At 61.4% G+C, this 21,151-nt stretch carries 16 protein-coding genes and 2 pseudogenes; 8 read left to right on the top strand and 10 right to left on the bottom strand.

The window, feature by feature from the left end:
• Positions 1-14: 14 nt before the first annotated feature.
• From GA0061105_RS05535 to dnaG, 3 genes are all read right to left on the bottom strand, one after another.
• Positions 15-743 (bottom strand): class I SAM-dependent methyltransferase, encoded by a 729-nt coding sequence (locus GA0061105_RS05535; RefSeq protein ID WP_092748614.1) that lies wholly within the window; start codon positions 741-743, stop codon positions 15-17.
• A 66-nt stretch (positions 744-809) separates the two neighbouring features.
• Positions 810-2,678, bottom strand: coding sequence for a DNA helicase RecQ (recQ, locus tag GA0061105_RS05530; RefSeq protein ID WP_092748613.1), 1,869 nt, complete (start codon positions 2,676-2,678; stop codon positions 810-812).
• On the bottom strand, positions 2,678-4,678 hold the full coding sequence (gene dnaG, locus GA0061105_RS05525) for a DNA primase (protein ID WP_092748611.1): 2,001 nt from the start codon (positions 4,676-4,678) through the stop codon (positions 2,678-2,680). Before dnaG ends, recQ begins: the two co-directional genes overlap by 1 nt.
• Positions 4,679-5,344: 666 nt before the next feature.
• Between dnaG and GA0061105_RS05515 the strand changes: the two genes are divergently transcribed.
• Entirely contained in the window at positions 5,345-6,244 is a 900-nt protein-coding gene (locus GA0061105_RS05515) for a hypothetical protein (RefSeq protein WP_092748609.1), read from the top strand.
• Here the strand turns inward: GA0061105_RS05515 and GA0061105_RS05510 are convergent.
• Positions 6,225-6,677 carry a GatB/YqeY domain-containing protein gene (locus tag GA0061105_RS05510; RefSeq protein WP_092749041.1) on the bottom strand — a complete coding sequence of 151 codons (453 nt, stop codon included), beginning with the start codon at positions 6,675-6,677 and terminating at the stop codon, positions 6,225-6,227. The two genes, GA0061105_RS05515 and GA0061105_RS05510, sit on opposite strands and share 20 nt — an antisense overlap.
• 271 nt (positions 6,678-6,948) lie before the next feature.
• Here GA0061105_RS05510 and carA point away from each other — a divergent pair, with 271 nt between their 5' ends.
• The gene (gene carA, locus GA0061105_RS05505) at positions 6,949-8,154 is read left to right on the top strand and encodes a glutamine-hydrolyzing carbamoyl-phosphate synthase small subunit (RefSeq protein WP_092749039.1); all 1,206 of its coding nucleotides are present in this window, start codon (positions 6,949-6,951) and stop codon (positions 8,152-8,154) included.
• A gap of 110 nt (positions 8,155-8,264) precedes the next feature.
• Here carA and GA0061105_RS05500 read toward each other — a convergent pair.
• A pseudogene (locus GA0061105_RS05500) lies at positions 8,265-10,036 on the bottom strand (adenylate/guanylate cyclase domain-containing protein).
• Positions 10,037-10,364: 328 nt separating this feature from the next.
• On the opposite strand from GA0061105_RS05500, the gene GA0061105_RS05495 reads away from it, so the two are divergent.
• Positions 10,365-10,685: an antibiotic biosynthesis monooxygenase family protein gene (locus GA0061105_RS05495; RefSeq protein WP_092748607.1), complete on the top strand. Its 321-nt coding sequence runs from the start codon at positions 10,365-10,367 to the stop codon at positions 10,683-10,685.
• A 59-nt stretch (positions 10,686-10,744) separates the two neighbouring features.
• Here the strand turns inward: GA0061105_RS05495 and GA0061105_RS05490 are convergent, their stop codons facing one another.
• Positions 10,745-11,638, bottom strand: coding sequence for a LysR family transcriptional regulator (locus tag GA0061105_RS05490; RefSeq protein ID WP_092748605.1), 894 nt, complete (start codon positions 11,636-11,638; stop codon positions 10,745-10,747).
• 312 nt (positions 11,639-11,950) lie between these two features.
• Between GA0061105_RS05490 and GA0061105_RS05485 the strand changes: the two genes are divergently transcribed.
• The 3 genes from GA0061105_RS05485 (at position 11,951) to GA0061105_RS05475 (ending at position 15,114) form a co-directional block, all read left to right on the top strand.
• Complete coding sequence (locus GA0061105_RS05485) at positions 11,951-13,039, top strand: alpha/beta hydrolase (RefSeq protein WP_092748603.1); 1,089 nt, start codon at positions 11,951-11,953, stop codon at positions 13,037-13,039.
• Between the two features lie 195 nt (positions 13,040-13,234).
• Positions 13,235-14,311 carry a PQQ-dependent sugar dehydrogenase gene (locus GA0061105_RS05480; protein WP_092749037.1) on the top strand — a complete coding sequence of 359 codons (1,077 nt, stop codon included), beginning with the start codon at positions 13,235-13,237 and terminating at the stop codon, positions 14,309-14,311.
• Positions 14,312-14,352: 41 nt separating this feature from the next.
• Positions 14,353-15,114, top strand: coding sequence for a glucose 1-dehydrogenase (locus GA0061105_RS05475; RefSeq protein ID WP_092748601.1), 762 nt, complete (start codon positions 14,353-14,355; stop codon positions 15,112-15,114).
• Positions 15,115-15,336: 222 nt separating this feature from the next.
• On the opposite strand, the gene GA0061105_RS05470 is transcribed toward GA0061105_RS05475, so the two are convergent.
• Positions 15,337-16,740: an MATE family efflux transporter gene (locus GA0061105_RS05470; protein ID WP_092748599.1), complete on the bottom strand. Its 1,404-nt coding sequence runs from the start codon at positions 16,738-16,740 to the stop codon at positions 15,337-15,339.
• A gap of 143 nt (positions 16,741-16,883) precedes the next feature.
• Complete coding sequence (locus tag GA0061105_RS05465) at positions 16,884-18,128, bottom strand: TCR/Tet family MFS transporter (RefSeq protein ID WP_092748597.1); 1,245 nt, start codon at positions 18,126-18,128, stop codon at positions 16,884-16,886.
• 190 nt (positions 18,129-18,318) lie between these two features.
• Between GA0061105_RS05465 and GA0061105_RS33260 the strand changes: the two are divergent.
• Positions 18,319-18,557: pseudogene (locus GA0061105_RS33260) on the top strand (aldo/keto reductase); the annotation flags it as partial.
• Between the two features lie 211 nt (positions 18,558-18,768).
• On the opposite strand, the gene ypfJ reads toward GA0061105_RS33260, so the two are convergent.
• Together ypfJ and GA0061105_RS05450 are read right to left on the bottom strand one after the other, a co-directional pair.
• Entirely contained in the window at positions 18,769-19,686 is a 918-nt protein-coding gene (ypfJ, locus tag GA0061105_RS05455) for a KPN_02809 family neutral zinc metallopeptidase (protein WP_092748595.1), read from the bottom strand.
• 109 nt (positions 19,687-19,795) lie between these two features.
• Positions 19,796-20,029, bottom strand: coding sequence for a hypothetical protein (locus tag GA0061105_RS05450; protein WP_092748593.1), 234 nt, complete (start codon positions 20,027-20,029; stop codon positions 19,796-19,798).
• A gap of 92 nt (positions 20,030-20,121) precedes the next feature.
• Between GA0061105_RS05450 and GA0061105_RS05445 the strand changes: the two genes are divergently transcribed.
• Positions 20,122-21,150: a zinc-dependent alcohol dehydrogenase family protein gene (locus GA0061105_RS05445; protein ID WP_092749035.1), complete on the top strand. Its 1,029-nt coding sequence runs from the start codon at positions 20,122-20,124 to the stop codon at positions 21,148-21,150.
• Position 21,151 lies beyond the last annotated feature (1 nt).

Here is a 21,151-nt window from a genome sequence, read left to right as displayed (position 1 = left end):
CCGGCTTGTCTTCTTTAGCGCTGCACCGAGATCAGCAGGAACATCGGCCGGTCCATTTCCGTCGCCCAGTCGGGATTGTCTCGCAATTCCTCATCGTTCGGGCTCCACTCTTCGACATGGCGGATGGAAAAGCCGGCCGCGATCAAGGTGTTGAGCGTCGTTCCAAGCTTGCGGTGCTGCTTGATCACGCCTTTGGCGAGCCAGTCCGTCGTGCGCGCACCTTCGACGCAATAGCGATCGAGCGGCCAGATGCGGCGCCCTTCGGCATCGCGCGCCCAATCCGGCCTGCTCGGCGCCATATAGATCGGATGCTCGATGGTGAAGACGAAATGCGATCCCGGAAGAAGCGCGCGATGCACCGTCACGACGAGGCCGGTGAAATCCTCGATATAATGCAGCGCCAGCGAACTGTAGGCGAAATCGAAAGCGGCCTCGGCAAGTTCGAGATGTTCGAGATCGGCTATCTTGTAGGTAACCGCCGCATCGCTTGTATCGGCCCTGGCTCTGGCGATCATCTTTTCGGAGATATCGAGCGCAAGCACGCTTGCGGCCCCCTGACTACTGGCAAAACGCGAAAACCAGCCGAAGCCGCAGCCGAGGTCGACCACACGTTTGCCGGTAAGATCGGGCAGAAGCACACGCACCGCCGGCCATTCGGCCGCTCCGTCTAGCCCGCGAAGAGATCGGCTGAGATCGCTGTATCCGGCGAAGAATTCCGGCCGGTCATAGATATTCTGAGCCATCGGCGTTCCTCCTCGGAGCAGCATCTATCATGCCAATCCGGCCCATCTCAAGGAGCGCCCTGACCTTCAGTCCTTGTCGTGCGAGAGAATGATCTCCAGGAATGCGTCGCCATACCGCTCGAGTTTCGATTGGCCGACGCCTGATATGCCGAGCAATTCCTTGCGGCTTCGCGGCCGTTCCGTTGCAAAGGCAACCAGCGTCGTGTCGGGAAAGACGACATAGGGCGGTACGCCGAGCGATTTCGCAATCGCCATGCGCTCGGCCCGCAGCGCTTCGAAAAGCGTGCCGTCGGCACCGGATAGTCCCGATTTTCGTTCGCTGCGCTCGGCCTTCTTCGTGCGTCGCTCCGAGGCCGGTCTGTCCTTGCGGAAGAAAACCTGCCGTTCATGCTTGAAGACGGCGCGCGCCTCCGGCTCCAGCTTCAGCGCGCCATAGGCTTCATGATCGATGCGGATCAGCCCCATGGCGAGCAGCTGACGGTAGACAGATTGCCATGTGCGCGCCGGAATGTCTTTGCCGGCGCCGAAGACGGGCATGTTGACATGGCCGAAACGCTCGGTCTTTTCGTTGACGTTGCCGAGCAGCACATCGATGACATGGCCGGCGCCGAAGCGTTCGCCGGTGCGGTAGACGGCGGCGAGCGCCTTGATCGCCGCTTCTGTGCCCTCCCAGGTCTCGACCGGCTTCAGGCAGGTGTCGCAATTGCCGCAATGGCCGGCATGCGCCTCGCCGAAATGGGCAAGGATCGCCTGCCGGCGGCAGGAGGCGGTTTCGCAGATCGCCAGCAAAGCATTGAGCTTGGCCCGCTCGACCCGCTTGATCTCGTCTGCGGCATTGCCCTCGTCGATCATGCCGCGGCGCTGGATCACGTCGGCCATGCCATAAGCCATCCAGACCTCGGACGGCAGGCCGTCACGTCCCGCTCGCCCGGTCTCCTGGTAATAGGCCTCCACCGAGCCCGGCAGATCGAGATGAGCGACATAGCGGACGTTCGGCTTGTCGATGCCCATGCCGAAGGCGACGGTGGCGACCAGGCAGAGGTTTTCTTCTTTCAGGAAAGCATCCTGATTGGCATCGCGCAGCGCCCGGTCCATGCCGGCATGATAGGGCCGCGCGCGGATGCCCTGCGCGTTCAGCCACTCGGCCGTATCCTCGACCTTGGCGCGCGACAGGCAATAGACGATGCCGCTATCGTCCTTGTGGCCGGAGAGGAAGCGCAGGAGCTGCTGGCGCGGCTGGTCGCGCTCGACGATCTCATAGGCGATATTCGGCCGGTCGAAGCTGGTGGTGAAGATCTCGGCATTCTCAAGCGCCAGCCGCTCGATAATGTCGTCGCGCGTATGCGGGTCGGCCGTTGCCGTCAGCGCCACGCGGGGCACGCCGGGATATTGCTCGCCGAGCCGGCCGAGCTCGCGATATTCCGGGCGGAAATCATGGCCCCATTGCGAGACGCAGTGGGCCTCGTCGATGGCAAACAGCGCGATCTTCTCACTGGCGATCAGCTCGCGGAAACCGTCGGTCAGGATGCGCTCGGGCGTGACGTAGAGAAGGTCGAGCTTTCCCGCCGAAAGTGCACGGCGAACCTCGACGAACTCCTCGCGCGACAGCGACGAGTTCAGCGCCGCGGCGCGGATGCCGAGCTGCTTCATCGCCTCCACCTGATCGCGCATCAACGCGATCAGCGGCGAAACGACGATGCCGACACCGTCTCGGCAAAGCGCCGGGATCTGGAAACACAGCGATTTGCCTGCACCCGTCGGAAAGAGCACCACGGCATCGCCGCCGGAAACGATATGCTCCACCACCTGCTGCTGCTTGCCGCGGAAGGAGGAATAACCGTAGATCTGTTTCAGGATGTCGAGCGGCGATCGGCCGCCCGCAAACAGCGCGCCGGAAGCGGAAAAGCCGGGTTGACTGCCTTCGCTCAGCGACATCAGTGGCTCGCCGCTCCTTTGACGCGGCCGGAAAGCACGCCGAAGCCGTCGATGATCGCCTCCTGGTTCTCTAGGCGCACGCCTTCGAGATGCACTTCCTGCTGCGCCCGGATCAGCTGAACGATCGCCTCGCCGTCACCGGCTTCGGTCGCCAGCGCTATCTCGCGTTCGAGTTCCATCTTCTGCCGGCGCAACGCCTTCGCGCGTTTGTGGAAGGCGAGCGCCTGGCGATAGCCCTCACGGGCATCCTCCATCGCCGCCTCCTCGGTCGCTGTCCACAGCCTCGCATTGCGCACCTGCTGGTCGAGGCTCTTGATGAGCGGACCGAAACCTTCGAATTCCAGCCGCTCAGTCAGATATTCGCGCGTCAGATGCGGGCCGGCAACGGCAGCGGCTGCGCCGAGCATCGCCGACCAGAGCCGCTGCAGCTCGCGGCTGTCATATTCGATCGCGGCGATCTCATCATAATCGTCGATCATCAGGGCCGGATGATTGACGATGGTGAGCGCCAGCACGCTTTCGCGCAGCGCTGTATTGTCCCGGTGTCCGCGCACAGGCCCTGAGCGGGCGAGCCGGTCGGAAATGAGGCTGGGGCTTTTCGGTCCTGCCTTGCCCGCATTGTCGCGGCCGTTCCGGGAATTGCCGCTGAAACCGCGCCGCTCGCCACTGTTGCGGTTCTGGAACTGCGGCTGAAAGAAGGCGTTCAGCCGGTCGCGAATATCCTGCTGGTAATGACGGCGCACATTCTCGTCGGCGATGACCGCGACGAGCTGCTTCAGCCGAGCTTCGAGCTCGGCGCGCGCTTCGGGCGTATCGAACTTGCCGGTGTTGACCTCCCGGCTCCACAGCATCTCCGAAAGCGGCTTTGCCTGGCTCATCACCTTGTCGAAGGGCGCGCGGCCCTCGTCGCGCACGAGGTCGTCGGGATCCTTTCCGTCGGGCAGCAGCGCGAAGCGGACGGAGCGGCCGGGCTTCAGATGCGGCAGCGCCAGTTCGGCGGCCCGATTGGCCGCGCGGATGCCGGCGCCGTCGCCATCGAAGCAGAGCACCGGCTGCGGCACCATCTTCCAGAGCAGTTCGAGCTGGTTTTCGGTGAGCGCCGTGCCGAGCGGCGCAACGGCATTTTCGATGCCCGCCTGATGAAGCGCGATCACGTCCATATAGCCTTCGACGGCGATGATGGTGCCGGAGCCATTGTCGTCCTGATGATCGCCGCGGCCAGGTCCCTGGATTGCCCGGCGCGCGCGGGCGAAATTGTAGAGCACGTTGCCCTTGTGGAAGAGCTCGGTTTCGTTGGAGTTCAGATACTTCGCCGGCGCATCTGGTGACATGGCGCGGCCGCCGAAGGCGATGACCTTTTCCCGCGACGACAGGATCGGAAACATGATGCGATCACGGAAACGGTCGTAGGACACCGGCACGTTTTCATGGACGACCAGGCCGCAGGCCTCGATCTGCTCCTTCGTAACGCCCTTGCCGGCGAGGAATTCCTTCAGCGCATTGCGGCTGTCGGGCGCATAACCGAGACGGAAGGTCTCGATGGTGCGCCCCGTCAGCCCGCGATCGCGCAGATAGGCGCGCGCCTTGGCGCCATTGGCCGTCTGCAACTGGTCCTGGAAGAAGCTCGTCGCCATTTCCATGACGTCGATCAGAGAGCCGCGATCCTTCTCGCGCTTTTCCATTGCGGCGTCGGCAAGCGGCATCGGCACGCCCGCCATGTCGGCAATCTGCTGCACGGCCTCGGGAAAGCTCAAGCCCTCCAGCTCGGTCAGGAAGCGAAAATGGTCGCCGGTGACGCCGCAACCGAAGCAGTGATAGCGGCCCTTCCGGTCCTCGCAGTGAAAGCTCGGCGACTTCTCGCCGTGGAACGGGCAGCAGGCCCAGTAATCTCCGCGAGACACATTGGTCTTACGCTTGTCCCAGCTCACACGGCGCGCGATCACGTTCGAAATCGGAACGCGATCGCGGATCTCATCGAGAAAGGTGTTGGAAAAGCGCATTTATACCTCTTGGCCAAGCTCCATATAAGCTGCTTTGCCGCACCATGCCACGAAACTTGTCGGGAAAACCCGCTATTCACAGGCAAGTGCACTCATCGCCGACACTGTCGGTTATCCGATCAACAACGCGTTATCACCCCTGCGACAAGGGGTGCGACACTGTTGTCGTCCGAGATCGCGATTTCGCTTCTCGCCAGTATCTATCGAGAGCTTCCGCCTTCGGCAACGCTAGACTAAAACGTTAAAAAACAGCGACTTATGAAATCCTTCGGTCGAGCGGCGTTATCGTCCCGCCAAGTGCCAAAACTTCGCTTCCACGCCGTCCCAAACGCCGTTTCCGGCAATCATTATTTTTTTGTAATTTGAATAAGCAGCCGCCCGGCCGTAGGTTCATCTCAACAAAGCAATCCCCGAGCGAAGCACCATCCCTACCCCCGGCGCCGCTTCGCAAGGGTGCCTTTGCAAATACCCTCCGGCTTGGGCCTCGGCCCTGCGTGCCGGCGGAAGCAAAGAGCAAGAAGGCAGGAGCGCCCCCAGCTCCTGCCTTCTTAATTTTTGGCTTCTCCTGATACAATTTCCCTTTGGAATTAACCGATTATTGACAAAGCCGTTGACAGGCGGCGGCAGTTCGAAAGATGTATGCGCCGACATCCTGGACCCCTCCCAATGGCCTTCACCGCTGAAAATCTTGCAGCAGACGATCGCTTTTCCGCTGCGATCCTGCATTGCGCCAATCAACTGCTCGCGATCTATCGCGAAAGCCCGCGCATCGCCTCGATTTTCGCCGCGCAGCAGCGCTGGCTGATGGCCCATGCCGGCTTCGCGCTTCACTATGGCTATCCCGGCGATGGGAAGAGCGGCCTCTATTCCGGCCGCTTCATCGATTTCGCGGTCAGGAATGACATTGCCAGCCGCAACACGGCCGCCGCCTTCATGCAGGAAATGCTGGCCTATCGCTTCCTGGAGGCCGTTCCCGGCCCCGACAAGCGCACGCGCTACCTGGAACCCACGGAGATCGCCGAACAGCATTTTACCCGATGGCTCCTAGCGCACATGATGATCCTCGACAGCCTGGATGGCGGCGAACGTGCTAGGAAGGTCACCGTCGATCCTTCGGCGATGATGGCCGCGATCCAGCCGCTGATTGCAAGGGCAATCATTGGCAGCGAAGCGGTGCGCAGTCCGGGCCCGACCTTCAACCTCTTCAACTGGGCGAATTCCGGCGGGCTGGTGATGGACTACCTGATCTCGCGCCTGCCGGAATTTCCTCGGACGGCCGAACGTGTTGTGATCGGGCCCATGTCGCTCAGGGAGCTCCGCGAACAATTCATGATCTCCAATACGCACCTGAAGCGGCTTCTGACACAGGCGGCGACCATGGAAAGCGTCGGCTGGACCGAACCTTCGCGGAAGGGCGACTTCTGGCTGTCGGGTCGCTTCATCATGGAATATTGGAATTATCAGGCGGCGAAATTCGCCATTATCGATGCTGCCGCCGAGGCGGTGCTCGGGCCTGCGGTACACGAAGAACCGCAGGCGAGACGTTTTAGTTCAGCAACTCCTTGACGGTCGCCGACGCCTTGGCGAAATCCATCTGGCCGGCATAACGCTCCTTGAGCGCAGCCATCACCTTGCCCATGTCCTTGACGCCTGAGGAGCCCGTCTCCGCGATAACAGCCGATATATTGGCGCGCACTTCGCTGTCGGAAAGCTGCTTCGGCATGAAATCCTGGATGACGATGATTTCGGCGCGCTCCTTGGCGGCAAGCTCCGGCCGGGAATTTTCTTCGTAGATCTTGGCCGATTCGTCCCGCTGCTTCACCATCTTGGCGAGAATCTGCAGGATCTCGTCGTCGCTCGCCTGCTCCTTGCCGGTGCCGCGATTGGCGATGTCGCGGTCCTTGATCGCGGCCTGGATAAGCCGGACGGTCGAAAGCCGCTCTGAATCCTTGGCCTTCATCGCCTCTTTCAGCTGGGTGGCGAGTTGATCGCGCAGCATGGTCTTCACTCCTTTTTTGATGCCGCTTCATAAACCACGCCGATGCGAGGGATCAAATAAATTGCGCGATCGGCGCGATAAACCGCAGGAAAACAGCCTCGATCTCGGCTACAAAGAGTTGACCGCAAGCGATTGCGTGGCTATCTACCGCCACCTGCACCAAAATTCGTGATCAGGCCTGAAGCGCGCGGCATTGCCGCGTCCACACGCCTGCGAGATCAAATGGCGACGAGCGCGGCAACGCGCGCCGACCGCCGGAAACGGGATGAAGATGACCGCGACAGCACCCTGGACAAACGAAAAGCCGACCGCCCTGCTCGTTCTTGCCGACGGTACGGTGATCGAAGGCAAGGGCATCGGCGCGACCGGCAAGGTCCAGGCCGAAGTGGTCTTCAACACGGCGCTGACCGGCTATGAAGAGATCATGACCGACCCCTCCTATCTCGGCCAGATCGTCACCTTCACCTTTCCGCATATCGGCAATATCGGCACCAACGGTGAAGACATCGAAGACCTGACGCCAGCCGCCCGCCACGGCGCCGTCGGCGTCATCTTCAAGGCCGATATCACCGAACCATCGAACTACCGCGCCGCCAAGCATCTTGACCAATGGCTAAAGGCACGCGGCATCATCGGCCTCTGCGGCATCGACACGCGCGCGCTGACCGCCTGGATCCGCGAGAACGGCGCTCCGAACGCGGTGATCGCCCACGACCCGAACGGCGTCTTCGACATCGAGGAGCTGAAGGCTGAAGCCAGGGCCTGGAGCGGTCTCGAAGGTCTCGACCTCGCCAAGATCGCCTCGTCAGGCCAGTCCTCGCAATGGACCGAGACGCCGTGGATCTGGAACGAAGGTTACGGCGAACTCGGCGCGGAGGATGCGAAATACCACGTGGTCTGCCTCGATTACGGCGTCAAGCGCAATATCCTGCGGCTGTTTGCCGGCCTCGACTGCAAGGTGACGGTCGTGCCGGCCACGACAAGCGCTGAAGACGTGCTCGCCATGCAGCCGGACGGCATCTTCCTGTCGAACGGCCCGGGCGATCCGGCTGCAACCGGCGAATATGCCGTGCCGGTGATCAAGACCCTTGTTAAGACCGACATCCCGGTCTTCGGCATCTGCCTCGGCCACCAGATGCTCGGTCTCGCACTCGGCGCCAAGACCGAAAAGATGCATCAGGGCCATCACGGCGCCAATCACCCGGTCAAGGATCATACGACGGGCAAGGTCGAGATCGTTTCGATGAACCACGGCTTCGCGGTCGACTCGAAGTCGCTGCCCGACGGCGTTGAAGAGACTCATATTTCGCTCTTCGACGGCACCAATTGCGGCCTGCGCGTGCTCGGCAAACAGGTCTTCTCCGTCCAGCATCATCCGGAAGCCTCGCCCGGCCCACAGGACAGCCACTATCTCTTCCGCCGCTTCATCAACATGGTGCGCGAGAAAAAGGGCGAGCCGGCACTCGCCGAACGCTGATTTCAAGAGTGCCGATTTGGCAAGGGCGCGTTAAACCGGCAGCCACTCGCTATCACTCATCCTCCGTGCAAGCGGCGGCAACGGGTTGAAGATCGGACATTGATCACTCGTCATTGTACGACACCTGCCTTGCGTAGCCCCTCCACGACAAGCTCGAAATCGGCGGGGTTCTTGAAGGGCAAGACTTTGCGGCGGTATTCCAGGGAGTAGTCGGGATTGACCCGCAGCACTTCTTGCCACGTCGCGCGAGCGTTTTCGAAACGGCCGAGGTGTCCGTAACAGGCGGCCAGAAGTGCGCGCGAGACATCCGTAACGGGGTTGCGGCTCACGCGCTGCAGCAACAGTTCGACGGCCTCTTGGTAGCTTCCCAGTTGAAACAGAGCCAAGGCCTGAAAGTGGAGAACGATATCAGGAAAGTACGGGTTCAAGATCCTCGCCCGATCGAAACAGGCGAGTGCCTCCTCGGATCTGCCCGAATAGAGAAGCGCCTCGCCGAGGCTGACCTGCCCTTCGGCGAAGTTCGGATTGAGGCCTATTGCGCGCTCGGCCTCGCTGATGGCTCTGTCGTGCTGTCGTGAGTAAAGCCTGACCACACTCAGTGCCCAGTGCGCTACGGGATCGTTATTATCCCGCGCCACCGCCAGCGTCGCGGCCTCTTCGGCCTGCTGGAGCGAGTGCTGCGGGGACGCGCTCCACCGGTTCAGGTAGTCGAGCCCGTGGGTAAGGGCGAGAAAGGCGTGCGCCGAAGCGAAGTTCGGATCCAGTTCGACGGCACGTTGCAAAAGGTCGCGGGCATCGTTGTTCGTTTGCTTCGTCAGTCGGTGCCACAGCTCCCGGCCGCGCAAGAAGCAGTCATACGCCTCGGGGCGCCCGGTCTGCCCCGGCACCAGCCTTTTTCGATCGCCCTCTGTCAGGTTGACCGCCAGCGCATCGACGATCTGCTGCGTTACATCGTCCTGAACCGCAAATATATCGGTTAGGTCGCGATCAAACCGCTCCGCCCATAAATGCCCGCCGGTGGCCGCGTCGATAAGCTGCGCGGTGATGCGTACCCTGTTCCCCGATTTGCGTACGCTGCCCTCAAGAACATGCCGCACCCCGAGCTTCGTGCCCACCTCCTGCACCTGGACGTTCTTGCCCTTGAAGGTAAACGACGAATTGCGGGCGATGACGAAGAGCTGCGACAACTTCGATAGTGCCGTGATGATGTCTTCCGAGATGCCGTCGGCGAAGTAGTCCTGTTCGGCGTCACCGCTCATGTTGGCGAAGGGCAGGACGGCGATCGACAGCTTTGGCGACGATGCGGTCACCGTTTGGGTCGCCCCGGTTTCGGAAGTCGCGGCTGCCTTGGTCCCGGCGATGCCGACTTGCAGCGAATAGACTCGGATCGGTTCGGCGATGTTCTTGAGTTGCGTGTTGCCGAGATCGCTGACCGATAGATCGAGCCTCGCTTTGACCTGGCGATAGGCATCCTCTGACAGGCAGATTGCGCCGGCCGCGGCGACGCCCTCCAATCGCGAGGCGATGTTGACGCCGTCGCCCATCAGATCGCCGTCACTTTCCTCGACGACGTCGCCCAAATGGATGCCGATCCGGAACTCGATGCGACGGTCCTGCGGCACGCCATCATTGCGCTCTACCATACCGTTTTGCACCTCGATGGCGCAGCGCACGGCGTCCACCACGCTGCGGAACTCGACCAGCCCCCATCGCCGGTGCGCTTCACCACCCTGCCATGGTGCACGGCGATCGTCGGATCGATGAGATCGCTGCGCAGTGCCCGCAACCTCGCCAGCGTGCGGTCCTCGTCGGCGCCGGCAAGCCGGCTGTACCCGACCACGTCTGCGGCCAGGATTGCAGCTAGCTTTCGGTTCTCGCTCATGGCGCGGTCTCCTCACTTCCAGGATATCAGGGAGACAGAGGGCAAGAAAGAACTTCCAGCCGCGGCTCAGCAGCGATCTTGGTTGCGATCGAATTGTCCAAATGGCTCATATGGACGCACCCGCCATTGTAGCGCCACGCAATGACTGCTCTGTCGTTCCTTGATGCCGAGCCAGCAACTTCTGGCGCACGGTTGCATCAAGCTTCGACAATATCCCCGACACAGGGAAGCTAAGGGACATTCAACCGGCCCCTCCCCTTTCACTATTGACCTCAACCACACTTGAGGAATTACAGAAGTGCCTGCAGATCCGACGCAGGAGAAGAAGATGAGCGGAGCTTTCTATCGTGTAGACAAGTTCATCGTGCCGGCTGCGGCGCGTGAGGAGTTTCTTGTCAACGTGATGATGACCCACAAGCTACTGGAGGCACAGGAGGGTTTCATCGATCACCAGGTGCTGGAGCAAGTCGCAGGTACCGGCGAATTCAATTTCATCACCATTGCCGAATGGCAAAATACCGAGGTCGTCGAGCGCGCGCGGGCGACCGTGGCGGCCGCCCATAAGGCTGCAAATTTCGATCCGCAGGAAATGTTCTCGCGTCTTGGCATTCGAGCCGATATCGCCAGCTACAAGCCTGTCGCGGCCTGACGATAAGACGGCCGGCCGGGCGCCGGCGTCGCTCCGGGATTGGTGACGAAGACGATGCGCTACGACTTCTGCCTGAGTGCATCGAGGACTACTTTGAACGCCGCAGACGGTTGTCGACGGCTCGGATAATAGAGGTGATAACCTGGGTACGACGGGCACCAGTCGGCGAGCACCTGAACCAGTCTTCCGGCGTCGATATCGGGTTTCGCCAAGCCATCAGGCACAAACCCGAAACCGTAACCATCAACAGCAGCGTTCAGTATCTGCCGGATCCCGTTGCAGATGACCTGACCTTCCACTCGGACCCGCAATTCTTCCCCGTCTTTCTCGAACTCCCAGGCGTAGGTTCCGCCATGTGTTGGCAGCCGGAGGTTGATGCATTTATGCGACGTCAGTTCTTGAGGCGTTATCGGAATGCCCCGCTCTTCGACATACGTTGGGCTGGCAATGACAATCATGCGCTGATATGGGCTGATACACACCGAGATCATGCCTTGTGACACAATCTCCCCCAGCCGAACGCCTGCGTCAAAGCGTTCTGCGACGATGTCCGTCAGTCCATAGTCAACGATGAACTCGACTTTGATCTCGGGATATTGACGCAGAACCTTCTCGAGTTTCGGCCAGAGAACCGTGTCGATCGCGTAGTCCTCAGCGGTGATGCGGATCGTACCCGCCGGCTTCTCTCCCAGTTCGGTGATTGAAAAAAGCTCGCCTTCGATCTCCTCGAACCGGGGAGCGATCACGTTCAACAGTCGCTCCCCCTCGGCCGTCGGCGATACGCTGCGAGTGGTGCGCGTCAGAAGTCGAAGCCCAAGACGAGATTCGAGCGCCCGTATCGTATGGCTGAGACCCGATTGCGACATGCCTAACTGTGCGGCGGCTCTCGTGAAGCTGCGTTCCCGCGCTACGACAATGAAGGCCAAGAGGTCATTTACGTTCGCGCGCAGCATCCGCTTGTTCCTTTATATCAGTGCCCACAAGACTATGGCCTGTATTGCGGAACGTCATCCCCGATTATTGCTCCTCAAGAATAAGTCATCGTTGTTGATGCGGATTGAGATGCGCGAGAGGGATGGCTCTAGGCAGACGAAGTAGCCAATCTCTACGTTCGAAGCGGTTTCGAAGTCATGAATGATGGCTTTTCCACCGGGGCGATATATGCGTAGGCTACATAAGCGCTAGCAGATCGCCGCCGATAATCACACAGGTCCAGACCGCTTATATTCCTCCTGCACCCAATCAGACGGCAATGGAGAATGGCTATGGACAATGGACCCGTCGGACCAACCGACCGACAGGAAACGATCGGGATCGGTCGGCGTGACCTTCTGAAGCTTACCGGCGCAGGCGCGGCTGCTGCCGGCGTGATGTCGCTCGCGGCAGGTCCCGCCTTCGCTCAATATGCCGGAACGTGGGACAAGACCTTCGCGCAGAGCGATCGCGTTCAGCATAAGAAGGTATCTTACGTGAACCGCCTCGGCATCACTCTCGTGGCGGACATGTATGTCCCGAAGAGTATCGATGCTTCGCAGCGCCATCCAGCGCTCATCGTCGGCCATCCCTATGGCGGCGTCAAAGAGCAGACTTCCGGGCTCTACGCCCAGACGATGGCGGAGCGCGGCTTCATCACCATTGCCCATGATGCCTCGTACAATGGCGAAAGCGGCGGCCAGCCTCACTTCATCTCGTCGCCGGAAGCCGTTGTCGAAGACTTCAGCGCAGGCGTCGACTTCCTTGGACTTGACCCGCGCGTCGATCGGAACCGCATCGGAATCATCGGCGTCTGCGCGAGCGGCGCTTTTGCGCTCGCCGCCGCACAAATCGATCCTCGCATGAAAGCGGTCGCCACGGTGAGCATGTACGACATGGGCGGCGCCAAATGGGCGTGGAAGGGCGAAGAAATGAAGGCCGAAGCCCGCATCGACATGCTCGCCAAAATTGGCGAACAGCGCTGGGCCGAGGCCGCGGGCGCGCAGAAGCAATACGGCGCTCTGCCCGAAATCCTGACGCCTGAAACAGATGCGATCACGCGGGAATTCTTCGACTACTACCGGACACCCCGCGGCGCCCATCCGCGCGCAACAACGGCGATGACAGTTTCCGGAGATCCGTCCTACCTGCATTTCCGGCCGTTCGACCATGTCGACATGATCTCGCCGCGGCCCGTATTGCTGATTGCAGGTGAAAATGCGCATTCGCGCTTCTTCAGCGAGCAGGCGATCGAGAAGGCGGCCGAGCCGAAAGAGCTTTTCATCGTTCCGGGCGCTGGTCACGTGGACCTTTACGACAAGGCCGACCTCATCCCCTGGGATAAGCTCAAGTCGTTCTTCGACCAGCACCTCTCAGCCTAGTGTGTGATGCCCGCATCGCACGGAATGGCTGCTCACTACGGGACGGAGGTTTTGGTCTGCTGAAGATCAGGAACCAACCCTCCGTCCAGCGTACGGAAAACCAAAAGCCAGCTGCAAACGCCTGCCACCTCCATGCGGCGATGCGCAAGCGCAAATGGCTGGCTAACCAACCTATCCTTTACATCGATGACCATAATGACAAAACCCCGGCCATCAGCAATTGCGTTGGCGTGCATACTGAACGGCACCGTCATGTCCCTCGGCTGGGCGAAGGACGCGTCGCCCCCCCGCTCCGTCGCTGGCATGTCCACCAGCGATTGGGCCGTCGAAACCGTCGTGGACGAACTCGACTACCCTTGGGATATTGAGGCGAGCGGCCAGAGGATCTTCGTGACCGAGGCCGCCGGCAACGTCGTCGTGGTCCAGGACGGCCAGATGCGCAGATATCCCTTGCAGACTTCGAGCGGCATAAGCCGCGAGGGCGGTGGGGGTCTTCTCGGCATGGCGCTGGCCAAGCAGTTCGAGACCTCCGGCGTGGCTTACTTCTACCACACCTATCGGACAGGCGGCGGATTGCTCAACAAGGTCATCGAAGCCAGCTTCGACGGCAATTCGTGGCGGGAGACCCGCACCCTCCTTGAGGAAATCCCCGGACACAGGCTCTACAATGGGGGCCGTCTGGCGATCGGACCCGACGGCAACCTCTACGTTACCACCGGATGGATCGAGGACGGCGACCTTCCGCAGGACCGTGAGAGCCTCGCCGGAAAGGTGTTACGCATCACCCCACAAGGCGAGGTGCCTGCCGACAATCCCTTTCCAGGCTCCTATGTCTATTCCTTCGGCCACCGAAATCCCCAAGGCCTGGCATGGGACCGTGACGGTAAGATGTTCGTCGCCGAACACGGTCAATCAGCCCATGACGAGATCAATCACATCCGGCCCGGATTGAACTTCGGGTGGCCGCTGATCGATGGCGACGAACAGCTGGAGGGAATGGAGACCGCCTATCTCCATTCCAGCAGCGACACCTGGGCGCCGTCGGGTATCGCATTCTGGGGAAATGAACTTCTCGTGGCCACGCTGGTCGGACGGGGCATCTACGTTCTCGATGAGCGAGCGAGGGATCTCAAGTCGATCTATGCATCCGGCGATCGGTTCAGAGACGTCCTCCCACTTGGTGATGACCTCTACGCTATCACGACGAACCGGTCGCCGCGGGGTGAAGGTCCATCGGACGATCAACTTATCAAGCTGTCGCCCAAGCTCTAGCGGACGATACTCAAGCTCTCCCACAAACAACGAGTGAAGCCATGAATATCTCTTTCGAAAACAAAGTCGCCCTCGTTACGGGTGCCGCCTCCGGAATGGGCCTGGCGACGGCAAAAGCCTTTGCGAAAGCCGGCGCCGCCATCGCGCTGGCGGACGTCAACGAGACCGCGGTGCGTGCTGCGGCAGACACCCTGATTTCCGGTGGACATCGCGCGATCGCGATTCAATGCGACGTCGCCGACATGGAACAGGTTGCTGCCATGGTCGAGAAGACGGTTGCGGAATTCGGCCGGCTCGATGCCGCTTTCAACAATGCCGGCGTCCAAAGCCCGGTGGCTGAGACCGCTGATGCGGACCCCAAGGACTACGACTTCGTCATGGGCGTCAACCTGCGCGGCGTATGGAACTGCATGAAGTACGAACTGCTGCAAATGCGCCAGCAGGGCTCCGGAACGATCGTGAACAACTCCTCGCTCGGCGGCCTGGTCGGCATCGCGGAACGCGGCATCTATCATGCTTCCAAACACGGTGTGGTCGGTTTGACCAAAAGCGCCGGGCTCGAATACGCCGCCAAGGGAATACGCATCAACGCGGTCTGCCCAGGCATCATCGAGACGCCGATGGTGACCGGAATGCTGGAGACTCAGCCGGAAGCGATGGATGCGTTGATGCAGGTGGTTCCGATCGGCAGGCTTGGCAAAGCCGAAGAGATCGCCGATGCCGTCCTCTGGCTCTGCAGCGACGCGGCGAGCTTCATTGTCGGACACGCCTTGCCGGTCGATGGCGGCTACACCGTCCAATAGCGAAGGCTACCTCGCTTAGCCACCCAGCCCTGGTGGCATCGGATCAAAGCCGCTTCCGGAATACTGACTCGACAGAGTGCTTTCCCAAGCCGTCGAGCACGCGCAGGCGGCCGTGGCAGCCGCCGATAAGGCAGCGATTTTCGATCCGCAGGAAAATGTTTGCACGTCTCGGCACTCGAGGCAATATCGCCAGCTACAAGTCGGTCTGATAAGACGGCCGGCTCAAGCGCCGGCCGTTGCTCCCTCCCGGCGAAGCAGGAGGTAGAAGCGCGCGCAGAGCATGACGGCGGCCGCCGCCAGCCCGACGAGGAAACCGAACCAGATGCCGATGCCGCCGAAGCCGAGCGGGAAGGCAAAGGCCCAGGCGAGGAAGAAGCCGACCGGCCAATAGGCGATCAGCGCCATGATCATCGGCACGCGTGCGTCTTTCAATCCGCGCAGCAATCCGTTGGCGATCACCTGCAGCCCGTCGACCAGCTGGAAAAGCCCGGCAACGACGATCAGCGGCCCGGCATAGGCGAGCACCTGAGGCGCCTCGGGCGAACTGACATCGAGGAACCAGCTGCCGAGGAATTGCGGCATGGTGGCGAAGATGACCGACCCGACTGCCGAGATGGCGCAGGCGATGACAACAACCATGATTGAGGCCCGCACCAGCCCGTCATAATCGCCCTGCCCATGCGCGACGCCGATGCGCACAGTGGCCGCCTGGCTGAGGCCGAGCGGGATCATGAAGGCGATCGAGGCCCACTGCAAGGCGATGCCGTGGGCGGCGAGCTCGATGGTGCCGATATAACCCATCAGGAGCGAAGCGACCGTAAACAGGCTGACCTCGGCAAGCACGGTGACGCTGATCGGGAAACCAAGTCGGATGACCTCCAGCAACGCGTGCCAGTCCGGTTTCCAGAACCGGACGAAGATCTCGTAGCGCCGCGTCTCTTCCCGCCGCTGGACAAAAACCAGGATGAAGACAAAGCCGGCCGTCTGTACCACCACCGAGACGATCGCCGCCCCTTCGAGCCCCATTGCCGGAAAGCCGAAATGGCCGAGCACGAGCGCATAGGCGAAGATCGCGTTCATCACCAGCGTGACGATGGTGACGTTGAGGATGATCCCCGCCTTGCCGATGGCGCTGACGAGCGCCCGCATGACATTGAAAAGAAGCGCCGGCAGCACGCCGAACTGGCCGATCAGAATATAGCCATGGGCGAGCCTCGCCACCTCCGGCTTCTGCTGCGCAAAGAGCAGGATCTGTTCGGCATTGAAGAAGGCCGGCTGCGCGATGATCCAGAATCCGATCACCACCCAAAGACCCATGCGCAGCGACCGGCGCACCGAGACGACGTCGCCGCGGCCATAGGCCTGCGCCACCATCGGAATGACGGCAATGGAAAAGCCCGAGCCGAAGATCAGGATCGTGAACAGGAACTGGGCCGACAGCACCATGGCCGCCAGCTGCTCGGCGCCGAGGCGGCCGATGATCATCACATCAGTGGTGTGGATGCCGAGCTGGGCGAGCTGAGCGCCGATCAGCGGGATGCCGAGCGCCAGCGTTGCGCGGAAATGTGCGCCCCAACGATTATCGTTTCTCGGCGCAAGGCTGCGCGCGTCGATCGACGTGTCCATGACACCAGTCCTGTGATTGAAATATGCGGTCGTCGCAACTTGCTGCGAAATATCATTCGGACTTAGATCAAAGCCCCGACAAGAACCACCCCAAAACAGGCAGATGATGAAAAATTCATCATCACATCACCATTTCTGATCGATCAGCCCGCGGCCTCCAGCGCCTCGGCCGGCTCCCTCACCCGAACCCGTGTGAGGAAAACCCCGGCGGCCAGAAGGATGAGCACCGCGGCCGTGAGATAAGGCGCGCCGGCAAAGGTGACGGGCGCGTGTGGCCGTGTGAAATATCCGAACATCTGCGTAAAGATCAGTGGGCCGACGATGGTGGTGATGCTGCTGAGGCTGGTCAGCGCGCCCTGCAGCTCGCCCTGCGCCGACGGCGGCACCTTGCCGGCGGCAATGCTGCGCAGCGGCGGGTCGGCGACGTTTTCGATGACGGTCGCGACGATGACGACGTAAACCACCCAGCCCTCCCAGGCGAAGGCATAACCGGTAAGTCCCGCAGCGGAAAAGCAGAGGCCGAGAAGCGCTGTCTTCCATTCGCCGAGCCGAGGCACGACACGCGGCAGCACCAGCCCCATGACGAGCGCCGCGCCGATGCCGTAGATGCCGAGCGACAGGCCGATCTGACCCTCGCTCCAGCCATAACGGTAGGTCGAGACGAATGCCCACACCGAGGGATAGACGGCATGCGCCAGGAAGAACAGGAACATGACGAGGCTGACCCAGCCGATGCCGGGGTAGTGACGCATCTGCCGCAAGGCGCCGAGCGGATTGGCACGTTTCCACTCGAAGCGGCGACGGTTCTTCGCCTCCAGCGTCTCCGGCAGCAGGAAGCAGGCGGCGATGAAATTAAGAAGCGACAAAGCGGCAGCGCCGAGGAACGGCACGCGCGGGCCAAACTCCCCGAGGAAGCCGCCGACGACGGGGCCGATGGTGAAGCCGACGCCGAAGGCGATGCCGATCAGCCCGAAATTCTTCGCCCGGTTCTCCTCCGTGCTGATATCGGCGATAAAGGCCGAGCAGGTGGCGAAGCTGCCGCCGCTGATGCCGGCAAGCACGCGGCCGACGAACAGCATCCAGAAGCTGGTGGCGATGCCGCAGATGAAATTGTCGATCGCGAAGGTCAGCACCGACAGCAAAAGGATCGGCCGGCGACCGAAGCGGTCGGACAGGTTTCCAAGCAGTGGCGCAAAGAGGAACTGCATGCCGGCATAGACGAGCATCAGCCAGCCGCCGTCAATCGCCGCATCGCTGACGCTGCCGCCGGTCAGCTGCTCCAGATAGGCGGGCAGCACCGGCATGATGATGGCGATGCCGATAATATCGAGAAAGAGGATGACGAAGACCAGGAACAGGCCGCGGCGAACGAATTTCGGATCAAGCATGAGGCATCTCTACAGCGGTTTTTTCTGAAAAGACGATCTCCGTCGCCGGAAAGTGACATAGCTCAGAAAAGAAACCGAAACAATCCGTGAACATTCAAATGCATTGTTGAGTTGTACGGGAAAACCATGAGCGCCTCAACCGATGGACGCGGATCGCCAGCGACATATTCTCTTGCAATCGCAGCAAGGCTGGCAGCAAGGCATTGATCAGAACCTCGCTGGTGGAAAAAGCTGCGCGATCGCCGCGGCAGCGTCTCGTTCGGCCAGATCGCCATCGCCTGGTCATCGCCAAGGGGAAGGATATCGTCCCGCTCATCGGCGCTCGCCGCCGCGCTCGGCTCACGCGCTGTCGATCAGTCGGCGGAGGTTTTCGCCGCGATCGATCGCGCCGTGCCGAAGGATGCGGGCGGCCGCGGGCGTTATGGATAGGGAGAATAAGTGGGAACGTCCTGCCGTGCAGCCCCCTCATCTGACCCTACGGACCACCTTCTCCCCGGTGGGGAGAAGAGGTAGCAAGCCGATTGCGCTCGTTCCATTACGGTCCTCTAAGAGCGAGAACGTAGCGACGTAATCCCTTCTCCCCAGCGGGAGAAGGTGCCGGCAGGTGGATGAGGGGGCTGCACGGAGGGCCCTCGCCTTTTCAAACTGGCCCCGAGAAAGTATCGCACGCCGTCAGCTGCCCGCTGTCGAACCCCCGCTTGAACCAACTGGCGCGCTGCGCCGAGGTGCCGTGGTTGAAGCTCTCGGGGACGACGTAACCCTGCGAGCGCTTCTGCAGTGTGTCGTCGCCGATCTGCTGGGCGGCGTTCAGTGCTTCCTCGAGGTCACCGGCCTCCAGGATGCCCTTCTGCTCGGTATATTTGCCCCAGATGCCGGCGAAGCAATCGGCCTGCAGCTCGACGCGCACCGACATCTTGTTGGCTTCCTCCTCGCTCATGCGCTGACGGGCCTGGTTGAACTTCGGCAGGATGCCGAGAAGGTTCTGCACGTGATGGCCGACCTCATGGGCAACGACATAGGCTTCGGCGAAATCGCCCGACGCGCCGAAACGGTCGGACAGTTCCTGGAAGAACGTCGTATCGAGGTAGACCTTGTGGTCACCCGGACAATAGAACGGACCGGTCGCAGCAGAGGCAAAGCCGCAGGCCGATTGTGTCTGGCCCGAGAAGAGAACGAGCCGCGGCTCCTCGTAGGTCTGGCCCCGTGCCTGGAAAATGCCGTTCCAGGTATCCTCGGTCTCGGCAAGAACAGTGCGCATGAAGGCGGTCATCTCGTCATTGGCCGGCGTGCGCGTTTCCGATTGGCTCTGCTCGTAGCCGGGGCCGCTCGACAGGCCGCCGGTTTCGAGCACCTGCAGCAGATCGACGCCCATCATCTTGAAGATGAAATAGATAACGACAAGGAAGATGATCGTGCCGATGCTCAAGCCACCGCCGGCGCGGCGGACACCGCCGCCCGAGGGAAAGCTGAAACCGCCGCCGCGGCCGAAACCGCCGCCTGTGCGGCTGCCGCGACGATCCTCGACATTGTCGGACTGACGCCGGCCTCTCCATTCCATCTTCGTTCTCCCCGACAATCCCGATGCTTATAATCAAGGAATTTATATAACCGTCAGCGGCAGGAATTCCAGCGGCTTCATCCGCATCAAAAACAGCCGATTGAACGGCTCATTTTTTCCTCGCGCCTCGTTCCGTTCCCTTTCGTTCAGCACTCTTGCCGCCGTCGGCCTGGGGCTTGCCCTTCCCTTGCCGTGCCAGCTCCTTATCCACGGTCTCTCGCGATCCCTCCGCCGGTTCCTTGTCTTTCGGATCCATCATCAAAGCCTCCAGCTTCTTGGCCGCAAACTTCAGGGACGGGCTATTGTTCCCTCCGGCCTGCCGCAGCCATGCCTCGACATGCATCGTCGTTCACGCAAAGAAGATGCGTCAACAGCTTGACGAGACTCCTGCTTTCGCTCTTCCTGATAAAAGAGGAGAATCTGGAGGAGATGGCGATGAAGGCAGTGCGCCTGCAAGCGACAGGGCAGTTGCAGCTTTGCGAACTCGAAAAGCCGCAACCAGGGCCGGGTGAATTGCTCGTCCGGATCGAGGCCTGCGGCATCTGCGGCACCGACCGCCACATCTTCCACGGCGAATTTCCGTCGAAGCCGCCGGTAACGCTCGGCCATGAATTCGCAGGCATCGTCGAGACGGTCGGACTTGATGTGACCGATTTCCGCACCGGCATGCGCGTGACCGGCGATCCGAACATTTCCTGCGGCGGTTGCGAAGAATGCCGGCGCGGCCGCGTCAACCTCTGCCGGAACCTGCAGGCAATCGGCATTCACCGCGACGGCGGCTTCGCCGATTATGTCTGCATGCCGCAAAGTCAGGCCTTCGCACTGCCGGCCGATCTCGACCCGCTCCACGGCGCCTTCTGCGAACCGCTCGCCTGCTGCATTCACGGCGTCGATCTTGCCGGGCTGCACGCCGGCGCCTCAGTCATCGTACTTGGCGGCGGCGTGATCGGCCTGCTCACCCTTCAACTGGCCCGGCTTGCCGGCGCAACCCGCGTCGTGCTGGTGACGCGGAGCGCCGAAAAACGCCGGCTAGCCGAAAACCTCGGCGCCACCGCAACGGCTGATCCTGGCGACGGCGATATCATTGCCCGCATCACCGCCGCGGACGGACTGTTGCCCGGCGGCGCCGATGTCGTTTTCGAATGCGCCGGTGTCACTGACACCATGCAGCAGGCGCCGCGGCTTGCCCGCCGCGGCGGCAGCGCCGTCATTCTCGGCGTCATGCCGCAGGGGGCAAAGATCGAGATCGAGCCCTTTGACCTGCTCATTCGCGAAGTCCGGCTGATAAGCTCCTTCGTCAACCCTTTCACCCATGGCCGCGCCGCCGATCTGATCGCCACCGGCAGGATCAAGGTCGAACCGTTGATCTCCCGCAGGATCGGGCTCGCGGAAGCCCGCGAAGCGATCATCAATCCGGCGCGTGGCGGCGAAATCCGGGCGCTCGTCATCCCCGGCCGGGAATAGC

The sequence above is a fragment of the Rhizobium aethiopicum genome (genome assembly GCF_900094625.1).
Taxonomy (GTDB): Bacteria; Pseudomonadota; Alphaproteobacteria; order Rhizobiales; family Rhizobiaceae; genus Rhizobium; species Rhizobium aethiopicum.
This window is presented reverse-complemented; position numbering and strand designations above follow the sequence as displayed.

Excerpts from the sequence above, each read along its gene's own strand:
- GA0061105_RS05490 (WP_092748605.1), bottom strand. The coding sequence starts at position 11,638 with ATGCTGCGCGCGAACGTAAATGACCTCTTGGCCTTCATTGTCGTAGCG.
- ypfJ (WP_092748595.1), bottom strand. The coding sequence starts at position 19,686 with ATGGAATGGAGAGGCCGGCGTCAGTCCGACAATGTCGAGGATCGTCGC.
- GA0061105_RS05535 (WP_092748614.1), bottom strand. The coding sequence starts at position 743 with ATGGCTCAGAATATCTATGACCGGCCGGAATTCTTCGCCGGATACAGC.
- GA0061105_RS05515 (WP_092748609.1), top strand. The coding sequence starts at position 5,345 with ATGGCCTTCACCGCTGAAAATCTTGCAGCAGACGATCGCTTTTCCGCT.
- GA0061105_RS05510 (WP_092749041.1), bottom strand. The coding sequence starts at position 6,677 with ATGCTGCGCGATCAACTCGCCACCCAGCTGAAAGAGGCGATGAAGGCC.
- GA0061105_RS05480 (WP_092749037.1), top strand. The coding sequence starts at position 13,235 with ATGACAAAACCCCGGCCATCAGCAATTGCGTTGGCGTGCATACTGAAC.
- GA0061105_RS05445 (WP_092749035.1), top strand. The coding sequence starts at position 20,122 with ATGAAGGCAGTGCGCCTGCAAGCGACAGGGCAGTTGCAGCTTTGCGAA.
- carA (WP_092749039.1), top strand. The coding sequence starts at position 6,949 with ATGACCGCGACAGCACCCTGGACAAACGAAAAGCCGACCGCCCTGCTC.
- GA0061105_RS05475 (WP_092748601.1), top strand. The coding sequence starts at position 14,353 with ATGAATATCTCTTTCGAAAACAAAGTCGCCCTCGTTACGGGTGCCGCC.
- GA0061105_RS05495 (WP_092748607.1), top strand. The coding sequence starts at position 10,365 with ATGAGCGGAGCTTTCTATCGTGTAGACAAGTTCATCGTGCCGGCTGCG.
- GA0061105_RS05485 (WP_092748603.1), top strand. The coding sequence starts at position 11,951 with ATGGACAATGGACCCGTCGGACCAACCGACCGACAGGAAACGATCGGG.
- GA0061105_RS05465 (WP_092748597.1), bottom strand. The coding sequence starts at position 18,128 with ATGCTTGATCCGAAATTCGTTCGCCGCGGCCTGTTCCTGGTCTTCGTC.
- recQ (WP_092748613.1), bottom strand. The coding sequence starts at position 2,678 with ATGTCGCTGAGCGAAGGCAGTCAACCCGGCTTTTCCGCTTCCGGCGCG.
- GA0061105_RS05450 (WP_092748593.1), bottom strand. The coding sequence starts at position 20,029 with ATGCATGTCGAGGCATGGCTGCGGCAGGCCGGAGGGAACAATAGCCCG.
- GA0061105_RS05470 (WP_092748599.1), bottom strand. The coding sequence starts at position 16,740 with ATGGACACGTCGATCGACGCGCGCAGCCTTGCGCCGAGAAACGATAAT.
- dnaG (WP_092748611.1), bottom strand. The coding sequence starts at position 4,678 with ATGCGCTTTTCCAACACCTTTCTCGATGAGATCCGCGATCGCGTTCCG.